Source organism: Candidatus Binatota bacterium, from assembly GCA_012960245.1.
Classification (GTDB): domain Bacteria; phylum Desulfobacterota; class Binatia; order UBA1149; family UBA1149; genus UBA1149.
Genome location: DUBO01000045.1, coordinates 476 through 17,142 on the forward strand (window position 1 = coordinate 476; position 16,667 = coordinate 17,142).

Annotated in this window: 16 protein-coding genes and 1 pseudogene (1 of these 17 cut by a window edge); 8 read left to right on the top strand and 9 right to left on the bottom strand. The window is 64.6% G+C overall.

Annotated elements, in window-relative coordinates:
- A pseudogene (locus EYQ35_07925) lies at positions 1 to 483 on the bottom strand (ATPase) (it extends 475 nt beyond the left edge of the window).
- Positions 484 to 610: 127 nt separating this feature from the next.
- Positions 611 to 1,624, bottom strand: coding sequence for a sigma-54-dependent Fis family transcriptional regulator (locus EYQ35_07930; GenBank protein HIF64062.1), 1,014 nt, complete (start codon positions 1,622 to 1,624; stop codon positions 611 to 613).
- A gap of 137 nt (positions 1,625 to 1,761) precedes the next feature.
- Here EYQ35_07930 and ispH point away from each other — a divergent pair, with 137 nt between their 5' ends.
- Positions 1,762 to 2,766 (top strand): 4-hydroxy-3-methylbut-2-enyl diphosphate reductase, encoded by a 1,005-nt coding sequence (ispH, locus tag EYQ35_07935; GenBank protein ID HIF64063.1) that lies wholly within the window; start codon positions 1,762 to 1,764, stop codon positions 2,764 to 2,766.
- A 10-nt stretch (positions 2,767 to 2,776) separates the two neighbouring features.
- Positions 2,777 to 4,042: an MFS transporter gene (locus EYQ35_07940; protein ID HIF64064.1), complete on the top strand. Its 1,266-nt coding sequence runs from the start codon at positions 2,777 to 2,779 to the stop codon at positions 4,040 to 4,042.
- 24 nt (positions 4,043 to 4,066) lie between these two features.
- Here the strand turns inward: EYQ35_07940 and msrB are convergent, their stop codons facing one another.
- Complete coding sequence (gene msrB, locus EYQ35_07945) at positions 4,067 to 4,477, bottom strand: peptide-methionine (R)-S-oxide reductase MsrB (protein HIF64065.1); 411 nt, start codon at positions 4,475 to 4,477, stop codon at positions 4,067 to 4,069.
- 108 nt (positions 4,478 to 4,585) lie between these two features.
- Positions 4,586 to 5,689 carry a ferredoxin--NADP reductase gene (locus EYQ35_07950; protein ID HIF64066.1) on the bottom strand — a complete coding sequence of 368 codons (1,104 nt, stop codon included), beginning with the start codon at positions 5,687 to 5,689 and terminating at the stop codon, positions 4,586 to 4,588.
- A 101-nt stretch (positions 5,690 to 5,790) separates the two neighbouring features.
- On the opposite strand from EYQ35_07950, the gene EYQ35_07955 reads away from it, so the two are divergent.
- The gene (locus EYQ35_07955) at positions 5,791 to 6,225 is read left to right on the top strand and encodes a nuclear transport factor 2 family protein (protein ID HIF64067.1); all 435 of its coding nucleotides are present in this window, start codon (positions 5,791 to 5,793) and stop codon (positions 6,223 to 6,225) included.
- A gap of 10 nt (positions 6,226 to 6,235) precedes the next feature.
- On the opposite strand, the gene EYQ35_07960 is transcribed toward EYQ35_07955, so the two are convergent.
- Positions 6,236 to 7,825 (bottom strand): phospholipid carrier-dependent glycosyltransferase, encoded by a 1,590-nt coding sequence (locus EYQ35_07960; GenBank protein HIF64068.1) that lies wholly within the window; start codon positions 7,823 to 7,825, stop codon positions 6,236 to 6,238.
- Between EYQ35_07960 and EYQ35_07965 the strand changes: the two genes are divergently transcribed.
- From EYQ35_07965 to EYQ35_07980, 4 genes are all read left to right on the top strand, one after another.
- The gene (locus EYQ35_07965) at positions 7,824 to 8,354 is read left to right on the top strand and encodes a hypothetical protein (protein HIF64069.1); all 531 of its coding nucleotides are present in this window, start codon (positions 7,824 to 7,826) and stop codon (positions 8,352 to 8,354) included. The genes EYQ35_07960 and EYQ35_07965 overlap by 2 nt on opposite strands.
- A gap of 73 nt (positions 8,355 to 8,427) precedes the next feature.
- The gene (locus EYQ35_07970; protein ID HIF64070.1) at positions 8,428 to 9,462 is read left to right on the top strand and encodes an aldo/keto reductase; all 1,035 of its coding nucleotides are present in this window, start codon (positions 8,428 to 8,430) and stop codon (positions 9,460 to 9,462) included.
- Between the two features lie 3 nt (positions 9,463 to 9,465).
- Positions 9,466 to 10,611 carry an epoxide hydrolase gene (locus tag EYQ35_07975; GenBank protein HIF64071.1) on the top strand — a complete coding sequence of 382 codons (1,146 nt, stop codon included), beginning with the start codon at positions 9,466 to 9,468 and terminating at the stop codon, positions 10,609 to 10,611.
- Positions 10,544 to 11,476 (top strand): VOC family protein, encoded by a 933-nt coding sequence (locus EYQ35_07980; GenBank protein ID HIF64072.1) that lies wholly within the window; start codon positions 10,544 to 10,546, stop codon positions 11,474 to 11,476. Before EYQ35_07975 ends, EYQ35_07980 begins: the two co-directional genes overlap by 68 nt.
- A 31-nt stretch (positions 11,477 to 11,507) precedes the next feature.
- On the opposite strand, the gene EYQ35_07985 is transcribed toward EYQ35_07980, so the two are convergent.
- From EYQ35_07985 to EYQ35_07995, 3 genes are read right to left on the bottom strand one after another with little or no spacing between them, the layout of a single operon-like run.
- On the bottom strand, positions 11,508 to 12,734 hold the full coding sequence (locus tag EYQ35_07985; GenBank protein ID HIF64073.1) for an LL-diaminopimelate aminotransferase: 1,227 nt from the start codon (positions 12,732 to 12,734) through the stop codon (positions 11,508 to 11,510).
- Between the two features lie 39 nt (positions 12,735 to 12,773).
- Positions 12,774 to 13,223, bottom strand: a complete 450-nt coding sequence (locus tag EYQ35_07990) for a DoxX family protein (protein HIF64074.1) — start codon at positions 13,221 to 13,223, stop codon at positions 12,774 to 12,776.
- 44 nt (positions 13,224 to 13,267) lie between these two features.
- The gene (locus tag EYQ35_07995; GenBank protein HIF64075.1) at positions 13,268 to 14,068 is read right to left on the bottom strand and encodes a DUF2781 domain-containing protein; all 801 of its coding nucleotides are present in this window, start codon (positions 14,066 to 14,068) and stop codon (positions 13,268 to 13,270) included.
- Here EYQ35_07995 and EYQ35_08000 point away from each other — a divergent pair.
- Complete coding sequence (locus tag EYQ35_08000) at positions 14,046 to 15,227, top strand: DUF1329 domain-containing protein (protein ID HIF64076.1); 1,182 nt, start codon at positions 14,046 to 14,048, stop codon at positions 15,225 to 15,227. The two genes, EYQ35_07995 and EYQ35_08000, sit on opposite strands and share 23 nt — an antisense overlap.
- A gap of 21 nt (positions 15,228 to 15,248) precedes the next feature.
- On the opposite strand, the gene EYQ35_08005 is transcribed toward EYQ35_08000, so the two are convergent.
- Positions 15,249 to 16,631, bottom strand: a complete 1,383-nt coding sequence (locus EYQ35_08005; GenBank protein ID HIF64077.1) for an aldehyde dehydrogenase family protein — start codon at positions 16,629 to 16,631, stop codon at positions 15,249 to 15,251.
- Between the last annotated feature and the right edge of the window lie 36 nt (positions 16,632 to 16,667).

Here is a 16,667-nt window from a genome sequence, read left to right on the forward strand (position 1 = left end):
GGTGGCAGCGACGAGGTCGGGGAGGTCATCGCAGAGCATGGCCTCGGCCTCGCGTGCCGCGATCCGACGCCCACGGGCGGGAAGTCCGGCGGTAAACCGGAGCTCGAGGGCACCGTCTTCGCCCACCATGACCGCGCTCTGCTCGATCACTTGCTGCCCCGGACATTCCATTTTCAGTCGCCCGCTTTTGCCCGAGCCACGGCTGCAGCTGCTGCGCAGGGCCAGCAAGGCGAATCGCCTGGCTACGTAGTCGCCCAGCGCGATCCTGCGAACCCGGCTGCTGTAGAGCGCGGGAGGAAAACCCGCAACGTCGCCTTCCACCCTTACGCCCAATCGCGACGGTCCGGCGAAGGGGTCACCCTGCACGCGGACGAGTTCGAAACAGAAATCGCCGAAGTCATAACGACCGCGCAGGTCCTTGTAGGCGGGGTAGCCGCGGCCCTCCAGCCGCAGCAACGAGGCCCTGAGATCGTCGCAATTCACATGCCCGGATTACTCCCCCCGAGCCGACTCATCAACCGGCGGCCAGCAACTGCCTCGCCGGCCGAGGGAAACAACGCGCCGCGGGAAGGCGGCCGAGGGAAACAACGCGCCGCGGGAAAGCGGCGCTTCAGCTCAGGCCGTAGCGGCCCAGCTTACGCCACAGGGTAGAGCGGCTCATGCCCAGCGATTCCGCGGCTTTTCCGCGGTGTCCGCGGGCTTCGCTCAGGGCAGCCATGAGACGATTGCACTCCTGGTCCTGCACGGGCGTCAGGTCGCGCGCGAGCCCGGCCGAACCGGCCGGCTCAACCACCCTCGAAGAAATAACCACCGGGGGCGGAGAAGTCCCGGCCGCGCCGAGAAGCTCGGGCGGCAGATCGTCCATCCCTAACTTGTCGCCGCGACACATCACCACGGCGCGCTCCACGGCGTTGCGCAGCTCTCTCAGGTTGCCCGGCCAATGCCAGGTCTCGAGAGCCTTCATGGCTTCTTCGCTTATCGATCCGGGGATCTCTTGGTACTTGCCTCGCAGTTCTTCGAGAAAGTGCCAGAACAGGGCAGGTACATCGCCGCTGCGATCTCGCAGTGGCGGAATCGACAACATTACCACTCCGACGCGGTACCTGAGATCTTCGCGCAGGCTGCCCTGCTCAACGGCAACGACCGGGTCACTGCTGGTCGAAGACAGCACCCTGGCGTCCGAACGACCGACATCGCCGGCAGCGCCGCGCACGAAACTGCCGTCTTCAAGAAAGCCGAGCAGGCGCGACTGCACGGAGAGGGGCGACTCCGCGACCTCGTCAAGGTACAGCGTCCCCCCATCGGCACGCGCGAGGGCTCCCGCACTGTCAGCGGAATCGCTCTCGCCCCCGTCACCGAAGAGATCAAGCTCGAGGCTGGCCTCGCCCAGGGCGGCGCAGTTGACGGTTTCACAAGACGCGCGACGACGATCGCCCAGCGCGTGTATCGCCCGCGCAACCGTCTCCCGGCCCGTGCCGGCCTCGCCCACGATGAGCACCGGGCAATCGCTCCGCGACACCTTCTCGAGTTGGAAAAACATGTCGAGCATGGCGCGGGAGTTGGTGTACACCCCCTGGAAATTGCGCAGCCCATGCGGCTTCGGTCGTTGCAAATATTGTTTCATACTGTCGCATCATTGTGCCACAGACCCCAGCCCCCCGAAAGGGGGGTCAGGCAGCTTTGGCGGCTTAAGTGCCAGGGCTCGATACCGGCTCCACTGCCTTTATAGCAAAAGGAGCGTATCCCGGTTACTTTCCGGGCGTGGCGACGAGCGAAAAAGGCAGCGATAAAGCTGGCCAGACTGACAAAAACAAGGCCATCGTGGCCAGCCCGCGTGGTTTCTGCGCGGGCGTGAGCTACGCCATAGATATAGTCAACACGGTACTCGAGCAGCACGGGCCGCCGGTCTACGTGCGCCACGAAATCGTCCACAACCGCCACGTCGTCGAAGACCTGCGAAGCCGAGGCGCCCGCTTCGTGGAGGACCTGGCCGACGTACCGAGCGGCAGCCTGCTCGTGTTCAGCGCCCACGGCGTGTCGCCGGCCATCAGGCAGCAGGCCGACCAACTGGGCCTGCGCGTGGTCGACGCCACCTGCCCACTGGTGACCAAGGTACACCTGGAGGCCGCCCGGTTCGCCGGCCAGGACTACGACATCCTCCTCATAGGCCACCGCGGCCACGTGGAGGTCGAGGGCACCCTGGGCCACGCGCCCGAGCGCATGCAACTGGTCGAAACGGTCGAAGACGTTGCCAAGGTTCGGGTGCGCGACCCCGAACGCGTGGCGGTGGTGACACAGACCACCCTGTCGGTGGACGACACCCGCGAAATCATCTCGGCTATCCGCGAGCGCTTCCCAGCCGTAAGCACGCCCGGACGAGACGACATCTGCTACGCGACCCAGAACCGCCAGGAAGCGGTCAAGGCGCTCGCGCTCCGCTGCCGCGTAGTTTTCGTGCTGGGCTCACCCAACTCGAGCAACGCCAACCGCCTGGTCGAGGTAGCCCGCAGCGCAGGGGCTCACGCCACGCTGATTGAAACCGCTGCCGACATTTCCGAAAAAGACCTTGCCCACAATCTGAACAAGCGAGACGCGAGTGGCCGCCAGGCCGTGGGCGTAACGGCCGGCGCGTCGACCCCGGAACTGCTGGTGCAACAAACGCTGGCGCGCCTGCGAGAACTCGGCTCCACCGAGGTCGAAGAGCTGCGTACCGCCGAAGAGCGAGTCACCTTCTCCCTGCCGGCCAAACAGATAGAAAACGCCTGACCGTCGCCAGATCGTGCGCGCGGCCGTATTCATAGCACTGTTTGATTTCCTGGCGCTGGGCGCACTGGGGGTGTTCTTTCCCTACTTCAGCATGTACCTGCACTCCACCGTCGGCCTTTCGGCCACGCAAACGGGCTTGGTATTTGCCATCACGCCCGCCACCGGCATGCTCGCCCATCCACTGTGGGGCCAACTCGCCGACCGCAGTGGCTCGCGCACCCGCGTGCTCGCGCTGGTGAGTTTCGGTGCCGCTGCTGGCTTCGTGCTGCTGGGTCAACTCGATGGTTTCTGGCCCTTGGCGCTGGGCACGGCAGTGATGGCGCTGTTTATGACCGCGATAATTCCCCTGGCGGTTTCTATCACCCTGGCGACAGTGCAGGACCTCGGCCGCCACGCTTATGGCCTGGTCAGAGTGTGGGGCACCGTAGGATTCCTGGTATCGGTGGTCGCGTTTCCCCGCCTGCTCGCCAGTACCGGGGCACAGCCGGGTGACCTGTCGTTAATGATGCCGGCCGCCGCGTTGCTGTTTGCCTCGGCCGGCCTGGTGGCGCTCGCCCTACCTCGCGGCAAGACAGTGTCGGCACGGGCCGAACCCCACGACTATCGACTGTTGCTGTCCGAACCATCGTTCCTGCGCATGCTGCTCTTCATCCTGCTCGCGTACCTCTTCCTGCAAGGACCCATGTCGCTGTTTCCGCTGTTCGTCGAATCGCTGGGCGGCGGCGTCAACATGGTTTCGGATATGTGGATAATCATGCTGCTGCTTGAGCTCCCGCTGGTAGCCATGATCGGCATGGTGCAGCAGAAGGTCGGCGCGCGCGGATTGCTGGCCATCGGGCTTTTGTCGGGTTCGGCCAGGTGGCTGGTGTCGGCGTGGTCTAACGACCTCAACATTGTTTATGCCGCGCAACTTCTTCACGGCGTCACAGTGATGGGCCTGATACTGGGCGCGCCGCTCTACGTCGACGCGGTGGTCCCCGCCCGGCTGCGGTCAACCGCCCAGGGAGTCCTGGCCATGGCCGGCGTGAGCCTGGGCGGGGTGTTGTCCAACCTCATGACCGGCTGGATGAGCGACGCACTGGGTCCGCGCTCGCCAGCGCTGGCGGGAGGGCTGGGCGCGCTGCTGCTCGCCCTTGCAATGTCGCGGCTGCTGCCGCCACTCGCAGACTCGGACCCGAGCCACGACGGTCGCGACAAGGACAACGGCCTTGCAAACCGCGGCGCCAGGACCGGCGAGCTTCCCCAACCCGAGCAATCGGTTGAGGCCGGCATCTAGCAACCCGGGGTGAAGCAGTCCGCGTCAGTCTTCGTCGCCGGGGTCACCGTCAAAATTCAGCGACAGCGAATTGATGCAGTAGCGCAATCCGGTCGGTGCCGGGCCGTCAGGAAAAACATGGCCGAGGTGTGAGTCGCAGCGCGAACAGACCAACTCTGTGCGCTGCATGCCGTGACTCGAGTCGCCATGCTCCTCCACCTTGTCGGCACCAGCAGTGCTGCTGAAACTGGGCCAGCCGCTTCCCGAATCAAACTTGGCGTCGGAGGAGAACAGTTGCTGCCCACAACCCGCGCAGAGGTAGACCCCCGCTTGCTTGTTGTCGCAGTACTCGCCGCTGAAGGCCGGCTCGGTGCCCGCGCGTCGGCATACCGCGTAGCGTTGCTCGCCCAACTGGGCCAACCACTGCTCATCGCTTTTCTGTAACTTTTTTTTCATGCCTGTTCTCCACTCGAGAGCCTGTCGCCCGCCAGCTTGCAATCGACGGGCGCAAACACCGCCGTACCGCACATCTCGGCGGTCGCAGTCCCGGACGGCGGCGATATATCAGTCCGGGTATTCCACGCGCACGCGGCCGCCAAGGGCCACGGCCTGGCAGGTGAGCACCCAACCGTCCTCTACCTCGGCGGGGGTGAGCACGTCATTGCGCAGCATTTTCACTTCACCCTCTACCAGCTGCGCCATGCAGCAGGCGCAGTAGCCCTCGGTGCAGGAAAACGGCACCGAGATCCCAGCCGCCTGGGCCGCCGCCACCACGGTCTGTCCGGGCTCGGGCTCGAGCTCGTGCTCGCGACCGTCAATGACGACCACGACCTTGATCGCTTCGCCGCTGTCGGCCGCCTGTTCGCGCGCCTGCTCGGCTGCCTTTTTCTGCTCGCGGGCCAGCTCTTCGTCGTCGACGTCGGCGGGCGACACGAAGTGCTCAACGTGCACCTGCTCCACGGGCACCAGCTCATCGCGCAGGCCCTGCTCGACCACCTCCATGAAGGGGCCGGGGCCGCACACGAAGAACTCCCTGTCGCCGTTGCCGGCCGACAATGCGCGCACGCCCGAAAGATCGAGAAAGCCATCGCTGTCGTCGTAGCGCCGTTGCAGGTCAAAGCGGTCGCCGTAGCGGCTTTCTAGCTGGGCCAGCTCGGCGTCAAAGATAACGCTGTCGTGGTCGCGGTTGGCGTAGAGCATGCTCACACTGCGCGAGCCGCTGACCAGGGCCGTCTTAAGAATGGATATAACGGGCGTGATGCCGCTGCCGCCGGCAAAGAGAAAAAGATCGCGCTCGCCCCCCCCGTCGCTGCCAGCCCCACCGTGGCCGAGATGAAAGTGCCCGGCCGGCGGCAGCACCCGGAGAACGTCGCCCTCGGCGACGTTCTCGTTCACCCAGTTCGACACCCTGCCGTCTTCCACGCGCTTGATTGTAACCTTGTGCTCGGGGTCACTGTCGGGCGAGCTGGCAAGCGAGTAGCAGCGATCGAGGCTACCGTCCTGCCAGGGCACCCGGAGGGTGAGAAACTGTCCTGCCCTGTAGCTGAACACCTCGGCCAGCTCGACCGGTATGTCAAAAACCAGCGAACAAGCGTCGCTGGTTTCACGAATCACCCGCGAGACGGTCAGTTCGTGCCACTGGTGGCGAGGATCGGGAGAAGACTGCATCAGCGGAGTCTGCTTGCTGCGCGCAGTAGACTCAACGGCAGGGGCAGCTGCCGACAGGCCGGGTAATTGTGTCACGCGACGGCATCCGTGTAGAAAGGGGCGTGGGAAAACGAGAGCAGGTCGAAGCGCTTATCTACGGTTACGCCGAACTTCTCGACGCTGGCGACCTGGCGGGAGTCGCCGCGTTGTTTGACCAGGGCAGTTATTGCTTCGGTGAGGACGTCGTCATCTCGGGGAGCGAAGAACTGCTGTCGATCATGCAGGCGACGGTCATACTCTACGACGGCAGCCCTCGCACCCAGCACGTTACCGGCAACCTCATTCTCGAGTTCGACGACGACAGCTGCCTGGCGCGCTCACGCTACACCGTGCTGCAATCGGTAGAGGCCGGTGAGCTCACGGTGGTCGTCGCCGGTCGCTACCACGACCGCTTCAAACGCGACGACGGACATTGGCACTTCAGCGAACGTCGCGTGTTCATGGATCTCGTGGGCGACGCCTCGCGCCACTCGCGCTTCGAACTCACGACGGGCTGACAGCGCGGGCTTAAGGTGCCGATGGCGGCGAGGAGCGCCTGCGCAGGCGGCGCTCAGTGCGCCGACTTCCCGCGGGAGTGAGGTACACGCGGATCTCCGGGCCGTTGCTGCTCCGCCAGTCGGGGCGAAAAACCTTGACCAGTTCGTTCGATGCAAACACGCGCTGGTAAGCCGCCGCCTGCTCGGGGTAACGCTCGGGGTGGTTAACAAAGCGGCCGTAATCACCGCTGCTCGCCACCAGGTAATCAAAGCCGGCGAGTCCGCCGCTGCGCGCGAGGCCACCGTAGCCCAGGCGGGTTGGCCACAAGCGCCCCGCGGCCAGGGGCGGTGTGTAGTGCTCCAGAGCGACGGTGCTTCGCCGCGGCAGGTTCTGCTGCATCCAGTTCATGGCAAGCAAGCGGGTGTCGGGCAGGCGAGCCAGGCGCAGGTGCGCGGCCGAGCGCGAGGCCTGTTGCCAAGCGCCCGCCACCAGCACGAGCAACAACAGCGAGCGCAGCAGCATCGCGCCCCTGGCTCCACCTGGTTTTGCACTGGCCTGCCAGGCCGTGGCCGCGCCCACCGCCGCCAACGCCCCCAGGGCGGGAAGCAGTACGACCGCGTTGCGCTCAAAGTGCACCGGGTAGGCGCCCATGAAAGCAAAGTAGAGGAGCGGGAAGCCGCCGAGCACGGCCGCCGTCGACCCCGCGCGCATGCACAGGGCCGCCGCGCCAATGCCCGCCAACAACAACTGCGGGCCACCGAACTTTCGCAGCAAGGTGGCCCAGTAAGCCGCGTAGCTCGTGGCCGCTCCCGTCCCGGCTCCCGGATGTTGATTGTAAGCGTCGCTCTGCAGCACGAGGAAGCGCCACAGTTCACCCGGCTCGACCAGGGCGAAGGGAGTGCTGACAAGAAAGGCGCCCACTGCCGCCGCGCCACCCGCCAGCAGGCGGCGGTCGAAGAGCGCCGCCAATGAAAACCCGCGCGACAGGTGAACCGCCACCAGTGCCAACGCCACCAGGCCACCGTTGTACTTGCTGCCGGCCGCGAGGCCAGCCATCGCGCCGGCCAGCAGGTAGTCGCGCACAGCGTCGTGGCCGCGGGCCACGCGCAGGCAGGCCAGCAGGCAGGCGCTTACCCAAAGGGTGGCCGGCATATCGGTGGTGATCAACATCGACTGTCCCAGGTGCAACACCGACACCGCAACAAGCGCCGCGGCGAGCAGCGACCAGGCCCTCGCACCCGCCGCTCGCGCGCAGGCCCAGGCCAGGGCCAGGGTCGCGGTGCCCAGTGCCGCGGTCAGTACGCGCCCCCACCAGTAGTAGTCGGCCATCTCGGGAGCGGCACGTCCGCCCAACGCCGACAAACCGCGCAGCAACCCGGCCACCGCGGCCTGCGCGTAAATATAAAAGGACGGGTAAAGGAAGCCGCCCGGGTGGGCGCTGCCGCTGTCGAGCATACGCAACGCCGGGTCGATGAGCTTGTTCTCATCGGGGTGAAGGAGCAGGGGCAAGCCCCACCGGGCACCCGCCACTCGCGCCAGCAGCGCCACGAGCAACAACAGCGCGAGCAGCTGCCGACCACTGACCCGGCCTTTGATGGCTTCGAACATTGCTCCAATCATGGCACAAATCCGCCGCGTGCACCCCGGCAGGACCACGCCACGGCAAGCGACCTCGCAAGTGTTTGCCGCCGGTAAGCCTTTCGCTTTTCACTACGTCGCCCACGTGGAAAGGTGCGGCATGAGAAAAATACCGCTGATATTCGTCTCGCTGTTGCTGACATCTACCCTTGGAGCCGGGCTCGCAACGGCCGACGACTGGGACCCCGCCGATTTTGCCGACCGCGATGTCCTCGAATTGCGCACCGAGCGCGAGGGTGAGGGCGAGCACTGGTTCAAGGTCTGGTTGGCCGTCGTGGACAACCAGCTCTACGTGCGCCTCGGCGGACGTGCAGCCGACCGTATAAACGGCAACACGGCCGACAGCCTCGGCCTGCGCGTGGCCGCTTCGCAATACGAGGTCAGCGGTACCCCGGCCCCGGACATGGCTGAGAAAGTAGCGGCGGTCATAGCCGATAAGTACCCGAGCGACTTCCTCATACGTTTTTTTCCCCACCCCCTCACCCTGAGGCTTGAACCGGTAGCAGACTGATGCGCGTTGACGGCTGCCCCACTGGCCGGGGCCTGACCTGGTACTCTTGCCACCAAAGGAACGTATCCCACTCATGAAACAACGCAGGCTCGGAAGATCAGGACTCACCGTGTCCGAAATATGCATGGGCACGATGACCTTCGGCAGCATGGCCGACGAGAAGGTCAGCCGTGCCATACTCGACCGCGCGCTCGACGCCGGCGTGGACTTCTATGACACCGCCGAGATCTACCCCGTGCCGCCCGACGCGAAATGGGTGGGCCGCAGCGAAGAGATACTCGGGAGTTGGATGAAAGGCAGGTCGCGCGACTCGCTCATCATCGCGAGCAAGATCGCCGGGCCCTCGGGTGGATGGTTTGTCACACCCTGCCGCGATGGCAAGACCTCGCTCGACCGGCACGCCATCGAACACGCGGTAGAAGACAGCCTGCGACGGCTCGGCACCGACTACATAGACCTCTACCAGACCCACTGGCCCGACCACGAACTGCCGTTTGACGAAGTGCTCGAAGGGCTCGACCGCGTGGTCGAAGCAGGCAAGGTGCGCTACGTGGGCTGCAGCAACGAAAATGCCTGGGGCCTGATGAAGAGCCTGGCCGCCTCCGAAATGTCGGGCGGGCCGCGCATGCAAACCATCCAGAACAACTTCAGCCTGGTCAACCGCCGTTTCGAAGACGAGCTGGCACTGGTGTGCCGTCGCGAGGGCGTGAGCCTGCTGCCCTACAGCCCCAACGGCGGCGGCGTGCTCAGCGGCAAGTACGACGGCGGAAAGGAAGGCGGCAGCAACTGGCCCAAGGGCGCGCGCTTCAGTCTCTACCGCAAGGACGCCAAGCGCGGGGCAGCGATGACCGAACGTTTCGTAAATGAAAAAACAATCGAGACATCCCGCCGCCTGGCGGCCGTGGCCGAGGAGGCCGGCATGGCGCCGCTCACGCTGGCAACCGCCTGGACACTGGCGAAGGACTTCACCGGCTCGACAATAATCGGTGCCACCACGGTCGAGCAGCTCGACGACACCCTCGCCGCCGCCGACGTTACCCTGTCGTTCGACGTTCTCGCGGAGTGCAACCGCATCACGAGCGAACTACGCTACCCCATGGAAGGCTGACCCATGGACGTTGAACGATTCAAGGCCAACGTAGACCAGGCGGTTCTCGACGATCTCCGCGAGCGTCTCGAGCGCACGCGCTTCCCTGGCCAGCTCGACGACGCGCAGTGGAGTTACGGTACTGAGCTGGGCTACCTGCGCGAGCTGGTTGACTACTGGATCAACGACTTCGACTGGCGCGCGGTCGAAGCCCGCCTGAACTCCTTCGACCACTACACCGCGCTGGTTGACGGGCGCCGGCAGCACTTCATCCACCAACGCTCGCCACACGACGACGCGATGCCGCTGGTACTCACCCACGGCTGGCCCGGCTCGGTGCTGGAGTTCATGGACGTCATCGGCCCACTCACCGACCCCACCGCGCACGGCGGGAAGGCCGCCGACGCGTTCCACGTGGTTTGCCCGGCTATACCCGGCTACGGCTTTTCGGAAGCGCCGTCGCAAGCCGGTTTCGATATCCGGCGGGTAGGCGCATGCAACGCCGAACTCATGGAAGGCCTGGGCTACTCGCGCTACGGAGCCCAGGGCGGCGACTGGGGTGCAATAGCCACCTCGTGGCTGGGCCTGGACGACAGCGAGCACTGCGCCGGCGTGCACCTGAACATGGTAGTGGCCGCTCCGCCCGAGGGCGACGACATGCAGGGCTTGAGCGAACGCGAAACCGAGGGCCTCGCGGCCATGGCAGAGTTCATGGAAGAAGGTGCAGGCTACCAGGCCATACAGGGCACGCGTCCGCAGACACTCGGCTACGGACTCAACGACTCGCCCGCCGGACTGGCGGCGTGGATAGTCGAAAAGTTTCACGCGTGGAGCGACTGCGACGGCCGCGTGGAAAACCGATTCTCCAAGGACCAGCTGCTGGCCAACATAACCCTCTACTGGGTGACCGGCAGCATCACGTCTTCCACGCGACTGTACTGCGAGACCCGCAGGGCCGGTCGCTTTGGTGCACTACCCGAGAAGATCAAGGTGCCGACCGGCTGCGCGATCTTTCCACGGGAACTGTTCCGCCCACCGAGGCGCTGGGCCGAAGCCGCGTACAACGTGGTGCACTGGAGCGAGATGGACAGCGGCGGGCACTTTGCGGCCATGGAAGAACCCGCGGCGCTGGTCGAAGACATGCGAACCTTCTTCAGGCAGTTACGCTGACGTGCTCAACCTCGATCACACAGTAATTGTTGTTGACGACATAGAGCAGGCCACCGACAACTACCGTACGCTGGGTTTCAATGTCCTGGCAGGCGGCAGCCACGCCGGCGGCCGCACTGCCAACGCGGTTATTTCGTTTTACGACGGCAGCTATATTGAGCTGCTGTCGTTCTCGAGCGCGGCATGGCGTTACGGGCTACGCGCCCTTGCCAGGGTTGGGCTGCTCGAGCGCGCGTTTGCCAGCCGGCCACGCATCGAGCGGCGCTTTCTTGCGCACGGCGCGCGGGCCGAGGGCCTGGCTGACCTCGCCCTGCTCTGCGACAACAGCAAGCGCACCATAGGCGAGCTCCAAAGCGCGGGGGCGTTCTACGAGGGCCCGGTACCCGGCGGCCGGCGACTGCCCGACGGCCGAGACCTGGCCTGGGAATTTGCCGTGCCTCGCTCGGAAGACCTGCCCTTCCTGATGAGCGACGTGAGCGCCCGGGAGCTGCGCGCGCCCTCGGGCGACGCCTGCCGTCACGCCAACGGCGCGGGGGGCATCGCCCGGGTGGTCATAGCGGTGACCGACCTCGACCGTAGCCGATTGCGTTTTGCGGCCATGAAAAGCAGCGGACTGGAGCCGCTCGCGGCCGGGCCAACCCCTGGTTACATAGCCGAAGACGGGCTGAGGACTGCCGGGTTCCGCCTGGGCTCCACCGAGCTGCTGCTGGTCGAAAGCGAGGACAGCAAGAATGAGCTCGGCCGCCATCTCGACGAACACGGCGAGGGGCCTTACGAGATAGAGTTGCGCACGGTTTCGGGTGCCTACCGCGGCACGCTCAACCGCAGGCTGGCCCATGGCGCACGCATACGCATGATAGCCTGAAATAAACTCGTCACCTGGAGTAAGCCGACCGCTACAGCCGCGTGCTTATACGCTCGACCGCCTCGACCACCTTGTCGCTGATGCCGAAGGCCGACAGCCTGAAGTAGCCTTCGCCGCAGGCACCGAAACCCGAACCCGGTGTACCCACTACGTTGGCCTTGTCGAGTAGCAGGTCGAAGAAGTCCCAGCTCGACACATCCCCGGGCGTGCGCGCCCAGACGTAGGGCGCGTTGACCCCGCCAAACGTGGTGACGCCCACATTATCGAGGCCCTCGCGAATGACGCGGGCGTTGTCCATGTAGTAGTCCACTCGCTGCCTCGTCTCGGCACGCCCGGCTACGGACAACGCCGCCTCGGCTCCCCGTTGCACGACGTAGGAAACACCGTTGAACTTGGTCGAGTGCCTGCGGTTCCACAGCTCGGCCACCGACACGCGGCTGCCACCGGCGTCGCCCTTCAACTCGTTCGGGATGACCACGTAGGCGCAACGCGTACCGGTGAAGCCAGCGCTCTTCGAAAAGCTTCGAAACTCCATGGCCACTTCGCGTGCGCCATCGATCTCGAAGATCGAGTGCGGCAAGGAGTCGTCGGTAATAAATGCTTCGTAGGCCGCATCGTAGAGAAGCACTGCGCCGTGCTTGCCGGCCCAGGCGACCCACTGTTCAAGCAGCTCGTGCGATGCCACGCTGCCGGTAGGATTGTTGGGAAAGCAGAGGTACACCAGGTCCACCGGCTTGTCCGGGGGCGAGGGCACGAAGCCGTTTTCGGCAGTACACGGCAGGTACTCTATGCCGGCGTAGCGCCCCTGCGCGTCGGCCTCGCCGCTGCGTCCCGCCATGACATTGGTGTCCACGTACACCGGGTACACGGGATCGGGCACCGCCAGGGTGGCGTCGCTGGAGAATATTTCCTGGATGTTTCCGCTGTCGCACTTGGAGCCGTCAGAAACAAAAATCTCCTCGGCGGATATCGTGACGCCGCGGGGCGCGAACTCCTCGCGAACGATGGCCTCGCGAAGAAAATCGTAGCCCTTCTCGGGACCGTAGCCGCGAAACCCCTCTGCGCTCCCCATTTCATCTATCGCCGCGTGCATGGCCTCGCGCACGGCCTCGGGCAGCGGCAGCACCACGTCGCCTATGCCCAGGCGGATCAGGTCAGCGCCCGGGTTGGACTCCTGGTACGCGGAAACACGGCGACCTATTTCCGGAAACAGGTAGCCGGCCGCCAACTTCAAGTAGTGTTCGTTAAGACCTGCCATTGGCCAAGGCTACGGCCTTCGCGCGTTGCGCTCAAGCGCTCACCCCGGGACCTGCCCCTGGATCGAGTAGAGGTAGAGAGTGAACAGCACCAGCAGGAAATAGCCCGCCAGCACCGCGGCGCCCTCGTAGTCCTTTGCCAGCCGCTGACCGAAGAACAACGCCAGCAGCGACACTGCCGACAACAACGCGCCCCAGATCGCCAACGCGGCCGAGCCACCCGTGAGCAACATCACTGCGCCGGCTCCCGACGCGAGGCCCGCGGCCAGCTCGAGCAGGGTGACGGTTGTGAGCATTGCGGGTACGACTCCCGACAAGGGCGACGAAGCAAAGTGGCCGGTGAGCCACTCGAGGTTGCCGCTGCGATCGCTCAACTTGTCAATCGCCGACTGCAGGAACAGTACCGACAGGAACACCGAGGCCAGTGACTTGGCCACCAGCAATACCGAAAGGCAGCCGCCCGTGGCTCCCCCCTCACAGAATACGTCCATCATCGCGTTCCTCCCTTTTCAGTGCGTTTCATCTTCTGCAGACATCATCCGGGCGTAAAGCCCAGGCCGTTGGACGACGACCCCTCGCCCGCAGTGAAAGGTTCGGGCATCCTCATCCGCCAGGCCAGTGCCAGCGGAAACACGGTGTAGGGCAGGTTGATCACGAACACCATCAGGAGGTCGGCACGCCCCGATTCACCGATAACTTCAACAGCGAAGTAAACCAGCGTGGAGTATACGATCGCGGCCGAGTAGAGCAGCGCCGGGATGCGTATCCAGTTGAGCCCTTTTACCAATGCGTAGACGAGCAGCGGGTAGAAGGCGCCAAAGACGAAAGCGTCGATCGCGCACATGACGCGCAACCACAACGGGGTGTCGAGAAAGATCGGGTCCCAGGAAGAAGCATAAAAATACCAGGCCCGTCCCAACGGGTCCGTGGCCGCGGCAAGATCAACGCCCAGGACAATGTACATTTCCATAACCAGGGATGTAAACGCGCACAGCGCGAACCACGCCACCAGCAGGACGTCGAAAGGCCTGTGTCTCATCGACAAAATTGCCATCTCCCCTGCGATAGCACCCAGCCGGCAGCCCCACAAGGGGGGGTGGTCTGACTTTTTGCAATGGCTGGGTATTCGGGCAGTCTGTACCCGATAAACTAAGGCGGCCCGCTGCCATCGACGCGACGGGCATACGCAACTGGAGAAACCTGTGAATAGACTCGCGAAAACTACCTGCCTGCTTGCCCTGGCGACCCTGTTGGCCCCCGGATTCCTGGCTCCGCCTCCTTCGGCTGCGGAACAGAAAATCCCCGAGCCCGGCTTGCTCATCGACACTACTAACATCCACGATTACTCGGACATGCTGAGCCCGGCCATGCTGTGGACAGTAGACCGCGGCGTGAAGATTCGCGTGGGTGAATACTCACTCGTGACCATGCCCCCGCCGTTTATGGAGGCCACCGAAAAATACTCGTCCCAGGTGGAGCTGTCCGAGGACCGCAAGGAAATCCGCAACCACGTGGCAGGGCTGCCGTTTCCGCAGATCGACACCAACGATCCCACGGTCGCGACCAAGTTGATGTTCAACTTCAACGCCACCATACGCGTGGACGACCTCGACCTGCGTAACTTTGACTGCGACACCGGCGCTGTCGGCAAAGACGGCCACCCGCTGACAGTTGAACGTCACTTTCTCATCGATCACATCCGTCGCATGTCCTGGTACGAACGCACCGAGGTTGAACCCATGCCCGTCATTCCGGATAACCCCGACAAGGTGCGTTACAAGGAAGCGATGTACCCACTGCTCGAGCCCTTCGATCTCAAGGGTGTCGGCTTCCTGCTCTTCCGTTACAAGGAACCTTCGCGACAGGACGACACCTGGCTCTACCTGCCGCAATTGCGCCGCGTGCGCCGGCTGTCTTCGGCCCAGCGTTCTGACGCTCTGTTTGGACAGGACACCGACATGGACAGCTACGCAGGCTACGCCGGTAAGGTGGGCTGGATGGACTGGAAGTTTCTCGGCGAGAAAAAGATCCTCGGCAGTTTCCACTCAGAGCACCTGCCCGTTAAGTGGGGCGAGGGATCGGGTGATTTCGTGCACGCCGACCTCTGGGAGCCCAGGGACGTATGGGTGGTCGAGGGAGTGTCGCTTCTTCCGCAGTATGCCTACGGCAAGCGGGTAATTTTTCTCGACAAGGAGAGCTACCGCATTCCTTACACCGACATCTATGACACCGCCGGCGAGCTGTGGAAGATGTGGATCAACCAGTTCAAGTACGCCAAGTGCCCCATACCTGACGCCCCCTACTGCCAGGAATACGAAGCGTCGTACAACCCGTCTATAACCATGGTCGACGTGCAGCTCGAGCACGCCACGTTCTGCGCGCTGCCCAGCCACCGTTTCCCGGGCGAGCAGGGCTGGTACTTCAACCTGGGCGACGAGGAAGGCACCACCGCAGATTACTTCTCGCTGGCCAACGTAATCTCGGCCGGCCGCTAAGCCGCTTCGCGCCTGCTCTTTTCAGGGCAGGCGCAGGTGGAATCCGCGCGTGCGGGTGAGGCGGTCGAAGCCGAGCTCGGACAAGGTCAGCCCCACCCCGCTATCCTTCCACCCCGACCACGGCAGCGCCGGGTCGAGAAAATCGCAGCGGTTGAGGAACACCGTTCCTACCTCCAGGCGCCTGCCGATGGCGCGCGAGCGATCGAGGTCACGGCTCCAGACCGAGGCTGTCAGACCGTAGCGGCTGTCGTTGACGGCAGCGATCGCGCTCTCATCGTCGGCTACCCTGGCAACGGCGAGCAGCGGGCCAAAGCTCTCCTCCTTCATCACCTGTGCGTCGGCGGGTACATCGGCGAGCACGGTCGCCTCGAAGTACCTGCCTCGGCCGTCCAACTGAGCGGGCTTGCCGCCCGCGAGCAGGCGCGCCCCTCGCTCCACGGCGTCGGCCACGTGTTGCTCGAGCAGCGCTATCGACGATGCCTGCGCCATGGGGCCCATGCTCGTCGCTTCGTCCATCGGGTCGCCGGGTTTCCAGTCGGCGCTGCGCGCGACCAGCAGGTCGAGCAACTCGTCGTAGACGTCGTCCTGCGCGAATACCCTCTCAACGCCGCAGCAGCTCTGCCCCGCGTTGTAGAATGCACCTTCGGCGAGAGACTCGGCTGTAGAAGATAACTCGGCGTCGGCCCTTACCCACGCGGCGTCATTGCCCCCGAGCTCGAGACCCAGGTCCACGAAACGCCCGGCCGCCGCCTTCGACAACTCGCGGCCTCCCCGGGTCGAACCCGTGAAGGCTATGTAATCAACCCGCGGGTCAGCCACCAGGCGGGCGGTGGCGTCGTGGTCTGCGTGTACCGCTGCCAGGGCGCCCGCCGGCAGCCCGGCCTCGAGAAAAGCTCTCTCGAAGTGGCCGCCGCACAAGGGAGTACGCGAGGAGTGACGCAGTAACACAGCGTTGCCGGCCAGTAGCGCCGGCACCAGCGCGTTGACAGCCGTCAACAGCGGGTAGTTCCACGCGGGCACGTTGAGTACCACGCCCAGCGGCAGGCGCTCAACGAAAAGCTCAAAGCCGTCGGGCCCCTCCAGCGGCTTGTCGGCGAGACAGCGCTCGGCCACCGACTGCATGTAACGCGCGCGCGCACAGCTGGTGGCGACCTCGGCCCTGGCCTGGGACAGCGGCTTGCCCATCTGCAAGCTTATGTCGACGGCCAGGGAATCGCCGTCACGCTCCATTACAGCGATAGCTCGCTCACAGACCGCCACCCTGGTGGCCACCGGAAGCGCGGCCCATTCACGACCAGCCATTACCGCGCGGGCCAGCGCCGCTTCCAATGACTCGCTGCTGTCGAGTTCAAAACGGCAGGCGATTTCGCCGGTGGCGGGATTGTCTACTTCGATCGTCGACACGGCAGGAACTTTTAGCCGTTGCCGCTTTCTCGATCC